The sequence below is a fragment of the Kitasatospora sp. NPDC048365 genome, assembly GCF_043200835.1.
Classification (GTDB): Bacteria; Actinomycetota; Actinomycetes; order Streptomycetales; family Streptomycetaceae; genus Kitasatospora; species Kitasatospora terrestris.
Window position 1 is genome coordinate 77021 of sequence record NZ_JBICYJ010000004.1, and the last position, 13725, is coordinate 90745.

Here is a 13725-nt window from a genome sequence, read left to right on the forward strand (position 1 = left end):
CGGCCGGTGTCAGGGGCGGCTGCGGAAGCGGGGCTTGGCGGGCGGGGCGGGCTCCGACTGCGGGGCGGCGGCGGCCGGGACGGCCGCCGGGTAGCGGTCGGCGATGCGGGCCGGCTCGCCGTAGGTGTGGGCGATCAGCAGGTCGTCGGCGACCTGGCGGACGACCTCGCGGCCCTCGACCACGGCGAGCCAGTCGGCCGGCAGCCCGGCGGTGCCGTACATCGCGCCGACCAGGTTGCCGCACACGGCCCCCGCGGAGTCGCTGTCCCCGGAGTGGTTGACCGACAGGACCAGCGCGGCCCGCGCGTCCGCCCCCGCCAGCGCGCAGTACACCGCGATCGCCAGGCACTCCTCGGCGATCCAGCCGAGGCCGACCCGCTCGACCGCCTCCGCGGACGGCGCGCCCTCGTCGACGATCCGCAGCGCCCGCAGCAGCGCCTCCACGGTCTCCTCCGAGGAGGGGTACTCCGCGGTCTGGACGACGGTCTCCTCGACCGCCCGCCGCGGCTCGACGCCCGCGCAGACCCGCTCCAGCAGCGCGGCGAAGGCGCCCGCGGCCAGGTATCCGGTCGGGTGCCCGTGGGTCTGCTGCGCGCACCGCGCGGCCAGCTCGAAGGCGGGCCCGGTGCCCAGCCCGATCAGCCCGAACGGCGCCGAGCGCATCACCGTCCCGCAGCCCTTGGAGTCCGGGTTGACCGGCCCGGGGGTGCCGAAGGCGACGGCGGGCCGGTACGGGTACCCGGCCAGCCCGCTCAGGCAGGCGTTGCCGGGCGCCCGGGAGGCGTACAGGAACGGCTGGGCGAGCAGCCAGCCGTCCGGCTGCCGCTCGGGGCCGGGGAGGCGCTGGGTGAGGAACCACCGCCCGTACGCCTCGCGGACGGCCTCGGGCGTGCCGCCGCGCAGCAGGCCCTCGGCGGTGAACAGGGTCATCTGGGTGTCGTCGGTGACCTCCGCCTCCCCGCCCCGCAGGAGCAGCGAGGTGATCCCGGCGGGCCCGAACCGGTCCCGGATCGCGTCCAGCCGCAGGAACTCCACCGGCCAGCCCAGCGCGTCGCCGAGCGACCCGCCCAGCAGCGAGCCCCGCACCCGGTCCGCGTAGTCGACGTACTGCCCCACCCGACAACCCCCTTCTGAAGAGTCAGCGCCCGATCGCGCCCGACCGTCCGTTCAGCGCGGCCCGGTCGGCGGCGGCCCGGCCGGCCGCCCACCCCTCGCCGTCGCTCACCCGCACCCGCTGCGAGACCAGCTTCGGGAACATCCGCCCGACCGCGTCCTCGACGGCCTCCTCGCGGGCCTTGAGCACCGGCAGCAGCCGCTCCGCGTCGGCGACCCGCTCCACGGTGCCGTCCTCGCGCAGCCGCCGGCCGGCGGCCGCGTCGGAGGTCGCCTGCTCGGTGGCGGCGGTCAGCCGCTCCCGGATCCGCGCAGCGTACGCGATCAGGAAGGACTGCCGGAACGCCTTGGTGCGCGGGGCGCCGTCGCGGTGCTTGCGGCCGCCCTCGCGGCTCATCGCGGCGGTGGCCTGCACCAGCAGCGAGGTGTACAGCAGCTCGACCGCGTCCAGGTCGGCGTCGAAGCCGACGATGGTGCAGAAGCCGAACTCCTTCGCCCACACCACCTTGCAGCGGTTCGCCGCCGCCACCGCGTCCAGCAGCATCGCCTTGGGGCCCTCGTACGGGCTGTCGATGCCGATCCGCAGCGCGGCCGGCGCGTCCGGGGCGGGCGCCCCGGCGGCCAGCAGCGCCTCGTCGATGGAGTGCTGGGCCATCAGCTGCTGGGCCTTCTCGCTGAGCGCCTCGGCCTCCTCCGGGTACTCGGTGGACTCGGCCTTCGCCAGCAGCGCCCGGATCCGGCCGAGCATCCGCGGCTCGCCGGCGACCGGCACGCCCGCCCGGGGCGCGGACTGTCCGGGCACCGGCCCGACCGGGTTGATCGGGGGCAGCAGCGCCCAGCAGCGCAGCAGTTCCAGCGCGGTGGTGGCGAGCGTGAACCGGTCCTGCCGGTGCCGTTCGGCGAAGTCGCCCAGGTACTGCTCGTCGCTCTCCCACCACACCTCGACGGCGAGTTCGCGCAGCTGCTCGTGCCAGCGCCGGTCCAGCGCGGCGGCGGGGTGCCGGCGGCCCTCGGCGGCGATCAGGTCGACGGCCAGCGCCAGGTGCGCCGCACCCAGCTCGCGCCGCACCACCCGGACCAGGTCGGCGGGCCGCCAGCCGGCCGTCCAGCACCGGCCGACGGCACGCTCGGCGTACCCGAGCAGGGCCCGGCTGACGGCGGGCCAGCGCTCGGCGGACGCGGCGAGCAGCGAGGCCCCGCCGTCCAGCGCCCAGTCCAGCGCCTCCGGCCGCGCCGCGACGGCCTCGTGCACGGCCCGCTCCAGCAGCCCGTCGATGTCCTCGGTGCCCCCGGCCTTCGCCGAACCGCTGCCCTTCGCCACGTCGCCTCTTCCGTCCGCAGATCCCCGTCCATGATGCAGCACCCCGGGGAACGGCGGCTCAGCGCTCGATCGCGGCCGCCAGGATCTCCGGCAGCCGCCCGGGCAGCAGCCGGGCCGCGTACCGCACGCCGAGCACCGCCAGCAGCGCGCCGTAGCCGAGGCCCACCGGCAGCAGCGGCCAGGTCGGCAGGTCGGCCAGCAGCAGCGCCGCCAGCAGCGCGCCGAGCGGCAGGGTCAGCAGCGCCACACCGACCATCGAGCCGAAGCCGTTCAGCAGCACCAGCCCGGACTGGCCGGGCGCCGCGTTGCGCATCGGGCTGCTGTCCACCGGCATCGCGTACGGCGCCCGCACGCTCAGCACGCCGCCCAGGCCCAGGCCGACGCCGAGCGCGCCCAGGGTCAGGCCGAGCGCGGACGGCAGCGCCGCCCACTGCCCGGTGGCCACGCCGAGGACCGGCGCCAGCACCAGCACCGAGGGCACCGCGAACACCATGACCGCCAGCGCCCGGCCGCGCAGCTCGGCCCGGGCGTCGCGCTCGTCGGCGATCGTCTGCGCGACCATCCAGAACGCCGAGCCGTCCATGCCGAACAGGTTGACCGTCTGCAGGCCCAGCATCAGCCCGCCCAGCGCCAGCACGTACACCGAGGACCAGCCCTGGATCAGCGAGAGCGCGGTGAACACCACGGTCATCCCGATGCTGGTGAAGATCGCCGCCTTGGCCCGCGGCTCCCGCCAGGCGTAGCGCAGGTGACGCTGCATCGCCGCACCCGCCCGGCCCGCCGGCAGCAGCCGCCACAGCCACGAGCCGCCCCGGCCCCGGGTGGCGACCAGGGTGGACGCGTCGGTGGTGACCATCAGCGTCTCCAGGCTGCGCAGCCACCAGCGCACCAGCAGCACCAGCAGCCCGCCGGTCAGCGCCAGCTGCGCGAGGGCCGCCGGGTACGCGCCGTCGGCGGCGCTGCGCACCGAGTCCACGGCGGAGACCGGCGGCACCCAGCGCAGCACCGCCGCGTACGGCCGCAGCGGCGCCAGGTCCACCTGCGAACCGGGGTGGCCGACCACGCTCTGCACGCCCAGGTTGCCGACCTGGGTGAGCACCGCGAACAGCAGCCCGCCGAAGATCGCGAAGTCCTTGCCGCGCCGGCTGGACAGCATCCGCGCGTTGGCCGAGGCCACCGCGCGGGAGAGCACCAGCATGGTGACGGTGGCCAGCGGCACCCCGAGCACCGCCGCGGCCACCGCCGCCGGGCCGGCGGCCGAGGCCACCGCGCAGCCGGTGAGCAGCAGCAGCGCCAGCACCGGGCCGGGGCCGATCAGCGCGCCCAGCAGGGTGCCGCGCATCAGCGGCCTCGGGCGCAGCGGCAGCATGGTCAGCCGGGTCGGGTCGGCGCTCTCGTCCCCGGAGAACAGGAACAGCGGCGCCGCCGCCCACATCACGGTGAGCGCCGCGGCCAGCACCGTCGCCGCGTCGGCGGCCGAGCGGTCCGGCAGCAGGAACAGGCCGACCGAGATCCCGAACACCACGACCAGCCCGACCAGCGAGCCGATCACGTACCCGGCCATCCGTTCGGAGCTGCGCCGCAGGCCGTTGGAGAGCAGCCGCAGCTTGAGCCGGACCAGCGTCCGCACCACGGTCCGGTCGTCGGCGAAGGCGCTCACCGGGACGCACCGCCCAGCCAGCCGAGCGCCTCGCCGCCGCCGTCCTCGCGGACGCCGACCAGGTCCAGGAAGGCCTGGTGCAGCGAGCGGTCGCCGCGCACCGCGTCCAGCGGCCCGCGGGCCACCACCTGGCCGGCGTTGACCACCGCGACCCAGTCGCACAGCGACTCCACCAGCTCCATCACGTGGCTGGAGAAGACCACGGTGGAGCCGGAGGCGGCGTACCGGGTCAGCACGCCCCGGATGGTCTGCGCGGAGACCGGGTCGACGCCCTCGAACGGCTCGTCCAGGAACAGCACGTCCGGGTTGTGCAGCAGGGCGGCGGCCAGGCCGATCTTCTTGCGCATGCCGGTGGAGTAGTCGGCGACCAGCTTGTCGGCCGAGCCGGCCAGGTCGAGGACGGCCAGCAGCTCCTCGGCCCGCCGGTCCACCTCGGCGCCGGGCAGGCCGCGCAGCCGGCCGTTGTACTGCAGCAGCTCGCGGCCGCTGAGCCGCTCGAACATCCGCAGGCCCTCGGGCAGGATGCCGATCCGCGCCTTGACCGCGACCGGGTCCTGCCAGACGTCGGCGCCGTGCACCAGCACCGTGCCCCGGTCGGGCCGGAGCAGGCCGGTGACCATCGACAGGGTGGTGGTCTTGCCCGCGCCGTTGGGGCCGACCAGGCCGATGAACGAGCCGGCCGGCAGGTCGAGGGTCAGGCCGGCGACGGCGGTCTGCGGGCCGAAGCTCTTCCACAGGTCGTGGACGGAGACGGCGGGCGGCGGCGTGGGCGCCTGCATGGCGGGATTCCCTCCGATGGAGTAACGGGGCGGGGTCGAGCCGACCCTATGGGGCGCCCGCGGACGGCGGAATCCCCCGATCGGCCGGTCGGGACGGGCGGGCTGACATTGTGTCCGGCGTGTCGGCAACTACTCGGGGCCCCCGTTCGTCCTGCATCCTGGAGGCCGGCAGTGGGATCGGGGTCGGATCGGGGTCGGGAGGAGGCCGCAATGGCCGTACAGCCGTGGGGGCAGCCGTCCCCCTTCGGGCAGTCGCCGTCGCCCTACGGGCAGCCCTGGCAGCCCGCGCACACCCCGCAGTCCGCGATGCGGGCCGCGCACACCGACCGCGAGCGCGCGGTGGACGTGCTGAAGGCCGCGTACGCCGAGGGCCGGCTGAGCGCCGAGGAGTACTCCCAGCGCTTCGACGCGGCGCACCGCGCGCAGACGTACGGCGAGCTGGGCGCCCTGGTCGCCGACCTGCCGGCCGGTCCGATGGTGGCGCCGTTCGGCGCCCCGGTGCCGGTGGTGCCGCCGACCTTCCTGCCGCCGCCGATGCCGATCCGCCGCCGGATGAACCCGGTCGCGGTGACCTCGCTGGTGCTCGGTGTGAGCTGCTTCGCCACCGGCGGTCTGACCGGCCTGCCCGCCGTGATCACCGGGCACATCGCGCGCTCGCAGATCCGTGTCCGGGGCGAGGACGGGGACGGCCTGGCCATGGCGGGTTTGATCATCGGCTGGCTGTCGGTCGCGGGCTGGGCGTTGCTGCTGACCCTGATGCTGTTCGCCGCCGCTGCGGGGAGCTGACGCGTCCGGCCGTGTCCCATTTGTTTTGACCGGCGGCTATGCGCTAGGTACGCTCTGACCTTGTGCCTGGGGTGTGCCCGGGTCCTTGTGCGTGCCAGCAGACCGGCCGCCGCCGCCGAGTGGGTCCGCCCGTTCGGCCGCGCCGACGCTGCACATCAGCTGGGATTCCGCGATTCCTCCCTCGAAGAGGCCCAACACGCCCGACCGCGTGGGTCGGAGCGTGACGGGAAACACCGCAGGTTAGTTTCACCCGCCTTGGCACACAGAAAACGGAGAAACGGTGCCTACGATCCAGCAGCTGGTCCGAAAGGGCCGGCAGGACAAGGTCGAGAAGAACAAGACGCCCGCACTGAAGGGTTCGCCCCAGCGTCGCGGCGTCTGCACGCGTGTGTACACGACCACCCCGAAGAAGCCGAACTCGGCGCTTCGTAAGGTCGCCCGTGTGCGCCTCACCAGCGGGATCGAGGTCACCGCTTACATCCCGGGCGAGGGCCACAACCTGCAGGAGCACTCCATCGTGCTGGTCCGCGGTGGCCGTGTGAAGGACCTTCCTGGTGTCCGCTACAAGATCATCCGCGGTTCCCTCGACACCCAGGGTGTCAAGAACCGCAAGCAGGCTCGCAGCCGCTACGGCGCCAAGAAGGAGAAGTAAGAATGCCTCGTAAGGGCCCCGCCCCGAAGCGCCCGGTCATCATCGACCCGGTTTACGGCTCCCCGCTGGTGACCTCGCTGGTCAACAAGATCCTGCTGCACGGCAAGCGCTCCACCGCCGAGCGGATCGTCTACGGCGCCCTCGAGGGCGTCCGTGAGAAGACCGGCGCCGACCCGGTGATCGCGCTCAAGCGCGCGCTGGAGAACGTCAAGCCGACCCTCGAGGTCAAGTCCCGCCGCGTCGGTGGCGCCACCTACCAGGTGCCGGTCGAGGTCCGCCCGGGCCGCGCCAACACCCTGGCGCTGCGCTGGCTGGTCGGCTACTCCCGCGCCCGTCGCGAGAAGACCATGACCGAGCGTCTGCTCAACGAGATCCTCGACGCCAGCAACGGTCTGGGCGCTTCCGTGAAGCGTCGCGAGGACACCCACAAGATGGCCGAGTCCAACAAGGCCTTCGCGCACTACCGCTGGTAGTCCGAACCCCGTCACTAGACAGAGAGAGAACGAGCCACCATGGCTGCAACCTCCCTTGACCTCGCCAAGGTCCGCAACATCGGGATCATGGCGCACATCGACGCGGGCAAGACCACCACCACCGAGCGGATCCTGTTCTACACCGGTGTGTCGTACAAGATCGGTGAGGTCCACGATGGCGCTGCCACCATGGACTGGATGGAGCAGGAGCAGGAGCGCGGCATCACCATCACGTCGGCCGCGACGACCTGTCACTGGACCCTCGACGGTTCCGACCACACCATCAACATCATCGACACCCCGGGCCACGTCGACTTCACCGTCGAGGTGGAGCGCTCGCTGCGCGTGCTCGACGGTGGCGTGACGGTGTTCGACGGCGTCGCCGGTGTCGAGCCCCAGTCCGAGACCGTGTGGCGGCAGGCTGACCGCTACGGCGTCCCGCGCATCTGCTTCATCAACAAGCTGGACCGCACGGGCGCGAACTTCTACTTCTGCGTGCAGACCATCGTGGACCGCCTCGGCGCCACCCCGCTGGTCATGCAGCTGCCGATCGGCGCCGAGGGCGACTTCGCCGGTGTCGTCGACCTGGTGAAGATGAAGGCCCTGGTCTGGTCCGCCGACGCGCCCAAGGGCGAGATGTACGACACCGTCGACATCCCGGCCGACCTGGCGGAGAAGGCTGCCGAGTACCGCGAGGCGCTGCTGGACACCGTGTCGAACGTCAGCGACGAGGTGATGGAGCTCGCCCTGGAGGGCGAGGACATCCCCGAGGAGCTGCTGATCGCCGCGATCCGCAAGGGCACGCTGAACTCGGACTTCACCCCGATCTTCTGCGGCTCCGCGTTCAAGAACAAGGGCGTCCAGCCCCTGCTCGACGCGGTCGTGAAGTACCTGCCGTCGCCCCTCGACATCGAGGGCATCGAGGGCACCAAGCCGAACAGCGAAGAGAAGATCGTCCGTCAGGCCTCTGACGACGAGCCCCTCGCCGCTCTCGCGTTCAAGATCATGTCTGACCCGCACCTGGGCAAGCTGACCTTCGTTCGCGTGTACTCCGGCCGCCTGGAGTCCGGCACCTCGGTGCTGAACTCCGTGAAGGGCAAGAAGGAGCGCATCGGCAAGATCTACCGCATGCACGCGAACAAGCGTGAGGAGATCGACTCGGTGGGCGCCGGCGACATCATCGCCGTGATGGGCCTCAAGCAGACCACCACCGGTGAGACGCTGTGCGACGAGAAGAACCAGGTCATCCTGGAGTCCATGGACTTCCCGGCCCCGGTCATCCGCGTCGCCATCGAGCCCAAGTCCAAGGGTGACCAGGAGAAGCTGGGTGTTGCCATCCAGCGTCTCGCCGAGGAGGACCCGTCCTTCCAGGTCAACACGGACGAGGAGACCGGCCAGACCATCATCGCGGGTATGGGCGAGCTGCACCTCGAGGTGCTCGTCGACCGTATGCGCCGTGAGTTCAAGGTCGAGGCCAACGTCGGCAAGCCGCAGGTCGCGTACCGCGAGACGATCCGCAAGGCCGTCGAGCGTATCGACTACACGCACAAGAAGCAGACCGGTGGTTCCGGCCAGTTCGCGAAGATCCAGATCGCGATCGAGCCGCTCGAGTCCGGTGACGGCTACGAGTTCGTGAACAAGGTCACCGGTGGCCGCGTGCCGCGGGAGTACATCCCGTCGGTCGACGCCGGTTGCCAGGAGGCCATGGAGTTCGGTGTTCTCGCCGGCTACCCGCTGCAGGGTGTCCGCGTGACGCTGCTCGACGGTGCGGCGCACGACGTCGACTCGTCCGAGCTCGCGTTCAAGATCGCCGGTTCCATGGCGTTCAAGGAGGGTGCTCGCAAGGCGTCTCCGGCTCTGCTCGAGCCGATGATGGCCGTCGAGGTCACCACCCCCGAGGACTACATGGGCGAGGTCATCGGCGACATCAACTCTCGCCGTGGCCAGATCCGGTCCATGGACGAGCGTCACGGTGCCCGCGTGGTCAACGCGCTGGTGCCGCTCTCCGAGATGTTCGGCTACGTCGGTGACCTGCGCAGCAAGACCTCTGGTCGCGCGAGCTACTCGATGCAGTTCGACTCGTACGCCGAGGTTCCGCGGAACGTGGCGGACGACATCATCGCCAAGGCCAAGGGCGAGTGACGTCCCGGCATTCGGGATGAATCAGACCCTTTAGGCTAGAAGGAGGCCTGCTTGGGGGGATCGGTCCCCGGTCCCCCCAAGCCCTCCGGCACCCCAATCAAAGACCAACTGACGTCGTACGGCGTACAGAACTGTCCCCAGGAGGACTGCAGTGGCGAAGGCGAAGTTCGAGCGGACGAAGCCCCACGTCAACATCGGCACCATCGGTCACATCGACCACGGTAAGACCACGCTGACCGCGGCGATCACCAAGGTGCTGCACGACGCGTACCCGGAGATCAACCCCTTCACGCCGTTCGACCAGATCGACAAGGCGCCGGAGGAGCGGCAGCGCGGTATCACCATCTCGATCGCGCACGTCGAGTACCAGACCGAGGCGCGTCACTACGCCCACGTCGACTGCCCGGGTCACGCCGACTACATCAAGAACATGATCACCGGTGCGGCTCAGATGGACGGCGCGATCCTCGTCGTCGCCGCCACCGACGGCCCGATGCCGCAGACCAAGGAGCACGTCCTCCTGGCCCGCCAGGTCGGCGTCCCCTACATCGTTGTCGCCCTGAACAAGGCCGACATGGTGGACGACGAGGAGATCCTGGAGCTCGTCGAGCTCGAGGTCCGTGAGCTCCTCTCCGAGTACGAGTTCCCGGGCGACGACCTGCCGGTCGTGCGCGTCTCGGCGCTGAAGGCGCTCGAGGGCGACGCCGAGTGGGGCCAGAAGCTCCTCGGCCTCATGGAGGCCGTGGACGAGGCCATCCCGACCCCGGAGCGCCTCGTCGACCAGCCGTTCCTGATGCCGATCGAGGACGTCTTCACGATCACCGGTCGTGGCACCGTCGTCACCGGTCGTATCGAGCGTGGCATCCTCAAGGTCAACGAGACCGTCGACATCATCGGCATCAAGACCACCAAGACCACCACCACGGTCACCGGTATCGAGATGTTCCGCAAGCTGCTCGACGAGGGCCAGGCCGGTGAGAACGTCGGTCTGCTCCTCCGTGGCATCAAGCGCGAGGACGTCGAGCGCGGCCAGGTCATCATCAAGCCGGGTTCGGTCACGCCGCACACCGACTTCGAGGCCCAGGCCTACATCCTGTCGAAGGACGAGGGTGGCCGCCACACCCCGTTCTTCAACAACTACCGCCCGCAGTTCTACTTCCGTACCACTGACGTGACCGGCGTCGTGACCCTCCCCGAGGGCACCGAGATGGTCATGCCGGGCGACAACACCGCCATGACGGTCGCGCTGATCCAGCCGGTCGCCATGGAGGAGGGCCTGAAGTTCGCCATCCGTGAGGGTGGCCGCACCGTCGGCGCCGGCCAGGTCACCAAGATCGTCAAGTAATTCTCGACGCTCTGACCTGCCTGTGACGAACAGGTTCGTCTGAGAGAGGCCCCCAGCACCTCGCGGTGCTGGGGGCCTCTCCGCGTCTGCGGGCCCCGCCTTGCGGCGCGGACGCGCGGCGACGGCGGGACGGCCAGGACGTACGGCGGCAGGACGGCGAAAGGGCCCCGGCCCGGGTGGTGAACCCGGGCCGGGGCCCTTGTCGTTCGTGCGTGCTCTGCGGAGGCGGGCGGGACGTCAGGCCCGGACGCTGGAGCGGGTGGCCTCGGCGGCGCCCTTGGCGGTCTCCGCGGCCGCCTGCGCCGGGTCGCCGGCCGCCTCACCGCGGGCCGCCGCGCGGCGGGCCTTCAGCCGGGCGATCGGCCGCGGCGTCCAGTCCTTCAGGCGCATCGCCGGGGACTCGATGGCGTACCAGGAGAACGCCGCCAGCACCACGGTGCACGCCAGCGCGGCCGCCAGGTAGATCGGCTTGCCGTACTTCACGAAGCCGAGCATGGCCAGCGCCTGCTCGACGGTGAAGCCGTAGATGTAGATGCCGTACGAGAAGTCCCGCTTGCGGCCGACCGTCTGGAAGGGGCGGGGGAGTCGGATGGCCAGCCAGAACAGCAGGTACGCGAAGGCCGGGTAGCCGATCACGAACAGGCCGCCCCAGCGCATCGTCACCGCGAGGGTGAGCAGCGCGACCAGCGCCAGGCCGTCGTGGACCGGGACCTTCTCCCGGTACAGCTGGACCGCGGCGCCGAGCAGGAACACGAAGCCGAGGTGGACCAGGAAGTGCACCGACATGCCGCCCAGCAGCGGCACGGCGACGTAGGTGCCCATGTCGCCGGGGATGCCCCGCCAGCCCGGCGCGTTGAGCCAGTCGTTGAGGATGAGGACCCAGAGCGCGAAGGCGGCGAGCGGGATGAAGCGGCGGGCCTTGGTGAGCACGCCGCCGGCCGCCAGCAGGCCGACCATGACGTAGCAGAGCAGCTCGTACTTGAGCGACCACAGGGCGCCGTTGACGCTCTGGTCGTGGTTGGTGCCGCGCCGGATGCCCTCGTGGATGGTGCCGGAGACGTCCCAGCCGCCGGAGAGCGAGGTGTTCCAGGTGCCCTTGAGGTAGTTCAGCGGGCCCTGGGGGTGGTTCCAGAAGCCCGCCAGCGAGCCGTGGGCGTAGTGGTACAGGAACGGGATGATGACCAGCGTCGAGATCAGCAGCGAGCCCCACAGGCCGGGCAGGATGCGCAGCGCGCGGTGCCAGCTGTAGCGGCCGATGCTGGTCCGCCGGCCACTACCGGTGATCATGAACCCGGAGAGCACGAAGAAGCCGACCACCGACATCTTGCCGATGTCGGTCTGCTGGCCGCTGCGCAGCCACACCGGATCGAGAGGCCCGTACCCCAGCGGGTAGAGGTGCGAGACCACCACGGCGGTGGCCAGCGCCAGCCGCAGCAGACCGAAGCTGTTGGCGCGGCTCGAGAACAGCTCTGCCAGCGTCCCTCGCGAGTGCAGCAGACCGTTGAGGCGTCTCATGGGTTCCTCGGATGTGGGGATGAGCGGGGAGGGGGGCGGTGCGCGCCGGTCAGCTGGTCGCGGACGCGATACGGGCCTGCCAGAGCGAGTCCACAGCCTGACGCAGGGACCGGTCCGAGGTCCAGCCCAGCTGGGCGGCGGCCAGCGCGGTGTCCATCTGCTGCCACTCGGTCTCCGGGCCGCTGCCGGCCGGGGCGGGCACCTCGGTGACCTCCACCGGGACGCCGCTGACCTCGATCAGCAGGTCGACCAGCACCCGGGCGGCGGTGGCGCTGCCGGTGCCGACGTTGATCACCGGGACGGTGGTCGGGGCCGCGATCGCCGCGAGCACCGCGTCCACGGTGTCCGTCAGGTCGACGAAGTCGCGCTGGGCGGTCAGCGGCTGCAGGTCGAGCCGGGCGGGCTCGCCGGCGAGGCGGGCGCCGTCCAGCTTGGCGGCCATCACGCCGAGCAGGCTGTGGCCGGGCTGGCCGGCGCCGACCACGTTGCCCAGGCGCAGCGTGACGCCCCGGACCAGGCCCGCCTCGACGGCCCGGGTGACCGACTCGGTGGCGGCGAGCTTGAGCTTGCCGTACTCCATCACCGGCGCGGGGGTGTCGGACTCGCGCTGGCTGGTGCCGATCGGTGCCATGCCGTACTCGTGCACGGTGCCGAGGTGGACCAGCCGGGCCGGCGCGGCCATCGCCGCGACCGCCTCGACCAGCCGGCCGACCAGGACGACGTTGGCCTCGTACATCTGCTCGTCGGTCAGGCCCCACATGCCGCCGGCCGCGTTGACCACGGCGTCGATCCGCTCGTCGTCGAGCAGCCGGGCGAGCTCGACCGGGGCGGTGCTGCTGAGGTCGACGCTGGTGAACCGGCCGGCCGGCGGGTCGGCGGGGACGCTGCGGGCCAGCGAGAGGACCTCGTGGCCCTGCTCGACCAGGCGGGCGCAGAGCACCCGTCCGATGAAGCCGGTTCCGCCCAGGACGGCCACGCGCAGCGGCGCGGCGAGGGGTGCGGTCATGGGGGCGACACTCCTGGAGGAGGACGGGGTCAGCGGGGCTGGCCGGAGGTGGACGTGGCGTTCTTCAGGAGCGACTTGGCGCCGTTCCACTGCTTGGCCCGCAGCGCGCCCGGCACCAGGGTCAGGGCGTGGATGCGCGCGGAGATGTGCAGCCGGGAGGCCTTGGCGGCGCGGTGCCAGCCCTGCCGGTCGAGCCGGTCCGCGACGTCGAGGAAGTAGCGGCGGGCCTCCTCGAACCGCGCGCCGGAGAACGCCGAGGTCGCGGAGACCGAGACGGCGTGCCGGCGGTACTGGAAGCACCGGACGTCGTCGATCGCCATCTGCTCGCCCGCCTGCAGCAGGTCGATCACCAGCGCCAGGTCCTGGATGATCTCGACGTCGTCCCGGAAGCCGGTGTTCTTCACCACCTCGGTGCGCCAGCAGATCGACGGGAAGTACAGCCAGTTGCCCTTGAGCAGGCTGGTCGCCAGCTCCTCGCCGCCCATCAGGAAGCGGCCGCGCTGCTTCGGCGCGTACAGCCGGCGCTTGGACTCGTCGACCAGCGAGCTGCTCGGGTTGCCGTCGCTGCCGATCACCTCGACGCCGGGCTGGATCATCGCGACGCCGGGGTAGGCGGCCATCGAGGCCCGCACGTTGGCGATGTAGTTGGGCAGCATGATGTCGTCGGTGCCCATGAACACCAGGTACTCGTGCTCCGCCAGGCCCAGGCACTTGCGGTAGTTGCCGGTGACGCCGAGGTTCTGCTCGTTGCGGAAGTAGCGCACCCGGGGGTCGCCGAGCTCCGCGAACCACTCCGGGACGCCGGGCTCCTTGCCGTCGTCCACCACGGTCAGCCGCCAGTCCCCGTCGGTCTGGGCGAGCACGCTGCGGACGGCGGCCTGCATCAGGGCGACGTCGCCGTAGTACGGCAGCAGGATGTCAAGCGTGCTCATG

Annotated in this window: 12 protein-coding genes; 5 read left to right on the forward strand and 7 right to left on the reverse strand. The window is 71.6% G+C overall.

The features are described from left to right. Positions 1 to 9 precede the first annotated feature (9 nt). The 4 genes from ACGFX4_RS05140 to ACGFX4_RS05155 are packed head-to-tail and all read right to left on the reverse strand — an operon-like array spanning position 10 to position 4873. A complete protein-coding gene (locus ACGFX4_RS05140; RefSeq protein ID WP_393070395.1) occupies positions 10 to 1116 on the reverse strand; it encodes an ADP-ribosylglycohydrolase family protein in 1107 nt (368 codons plus the stop codon). Between the two features lie 22 nt (positions 1117 to 1138). Beyond that, positions 1139 to 2434: a DUF2786 domain-containing protein gene (locus ACGFX4_RS05145; protein WP_393070397.1), complete on the reverse strand. Its 1296-nt coding sequence runs from the start codon at positions 2432 to 2434 to the stop codon at positions 1139 to 1141. A 58-nt stretch (positions 2435 to 2492) separates the two neighbouring features. Further along, positions 2493 to 4094 carry a transporter gene (locus tag ACGFX4_RS05150; RefSeq protein ID WP_393070399.1) on the reverse strand — a complete coding sequence of 534 codons (1602 nt, stop codon included), beginning with the start codon at positions 4092 to 4094 and terminating at the stop codon, positions 2493 to 2495. Then, a complete protein-coding gene (locus tag ACGFX4_RS05155) occupies positions 4091 to 4873 on the reverse strand; it encodes an ABC transporter ATP-binding protein (protein WP_393070401.1) in 783 nt (260 codons plus the stop codon). Before ACGFX4_RS05155 ends, ACGFX4_RS05150 begins: the two co-directional genes overlap by 4 nt. Before the next feature lie 210 nt (positions 4874 to 5083). Between ACGFX4_RS05155 and ACGFX4_RS05160 the strand changes: the two genes are divergently transcribed. From ACGFX4_RS05160 to tuf, 5 genes are all read left to right on the forward strand, one after another. Further along, positions 5084 to 5659 (forward strand): DUF1707 and DUF4190 domain-containing protein, encoded by a 576-nt coding sequence (locus ACGFX4_RS05160; RefSeq protein ID WP_393070403.1) that lies wholly within the window; start codon positions 5084 to 5086, stop codon positions 5657 to 5659. A 280-nt stretch (positions 5660 to 5939) separates the two neighbouring features. Continuing rightward, a complete protein-coding gene (rpsL, locus tag ACGFX4_RS05165) occupies positions 5940 to 6311 on the forward strand; it encodes a 30S ribosomal protein S12 (protein WP_014144289.1) in 372 nt (123 codons plus the stop codon). A gap of 2 nt (positions 6312 to 6313) precedes the next feature. After that, a complete protein-coding gene (gene rpsG / locus ACGFX4_RS05170) occupies positions 6314 to 6784 on the forward strand; it encodes a 30S ribosomal protein S7 (protein ID WP_033822197.1) in 471 nt (156 codons plus the stop codon). Between the two features lie 39 nt (positions 6785 to 6823). Next, the gene (fusA, locus tag ACGFX4_RS05175) at positions 6824 to 8926 is read left to right on the forward strand and encodes an elongation factor G (RefSeq protein ID WP_393070405.1); all 2103 of its coding nucleotides are present in this window, start codon (positions 6824 to 6826) and stop codon (positions 8924 to 8926) included. 151 nt (positions 8927 to 9077) lie between these two features. Continuing rightward, positions 9078 to 10271 carry an elongation factor Tu gene (tuf, locus tag ACGFX4_RS05180; protein ID WP_393070407.1) on the forward strand — a complete coding sequence of 398 codons (1194 nt, stop codon included), beginning with the start codon at positions 9078 to 9080 and terminating at the stop codon, positions 10269 to 10271. Between the two features lie 237 nt (positions 10272 to 10508). On the opposite strand, the gene ACGFX4_RS05185 is transcribed toward tuf, so the two are convergent. The 3 genes from ACGFX4_RS05185 to ACGFX4_RS05195 are packed head-to-tail and all read right to left on the reverse strand — an operon-like array spanning position 10509 to position 13724. Further along, complete coding sequence (locus tag ACGFX4_RS05185) at positions 10509 to 11786, reverse strand: acyltransferase family protein (protein WP_393070409.1); 1278 nt, start codon at positions 11784 to 11786, stop codon at positions 10509 to 10511. 49 nt (positions 11787 to 11835) lie between these two features. Next, positions 11836 to 12792, reverse strand: a complete 957-nt coding sequence (locus ACGFX4_RS05190) for an NAD-dependent epimerase/dehydratase family protein (protein WP_393070410.1) — start codon at positions 12790 to 12792, stop codon at positions 11836 to 11838. Positions 12793 to 12821: 29 nt separating this feature from the next. Further along, positions 12822 to 13724 carry a glycosyltransferase family 2 protein gene (locus ACGFX4_RS05195; protein ID WP_393070412.1) on the reverse strand — a complete coding sequence of 301 codons (903 nt, stop codon included), beginning with the start codon at positions 13722 to 13724 and terminating at the stop codon, positions 12822 to 12824. Position 13725: the final 1 nt, after the last annotated feature.

Coding starts and splice junctions, on each gene's coding strand:
- ACGFX4_RS05155 (WP_393070401.1), bottom strand. CDS start 4,873: ATGCAGGCGCCCACGCCGCCGCCCGCCGTCTCCGTCCACGACCTGTGG.
- ACGFX4_RS05160 (WP_393070403.1), top strand. CDS start 5,084: ATGGCCGTACAGCCGTGGGGGCAGCCGTCCCCCTTCGGGCAGTCGCCG.
- rpsG (WP_033822197.1), top strand. CDS start 6,314: ATGCCTCGTAAGGGCCCCGCCCCGAAGCGCCCGGTCATCATCGACCCG.
- fusA (WP_393070405.1), top strand. CDS start 6,824: ATGGCTGCAACCTCCCTTGACCTCGCCAAGGTCCGCAACATCGGGATC.
- ACGFX4_RS05185 (WP_393070409.1), bottom strand. CDS start 11,786: ATGAGACGCCTCAACGGTCTGCTGCACTCGCGAGGGACGCTGGCAGAG.
- ACGFX4_RS05190 (WP_393070410.1), bottom strand. CDS start 12,792: ATGACCGCACCCCTCGCCGCGCCGCTGCGCGTGGCCGTCCTGGGCGGA.
- ACGFX4_RS05195 (WP_393070412.1), bottom strand. CDS start 13,724: ATGAGCACGCTTGACATCCTGCTGCCGTACTACGGCGACGTCGCCCTG.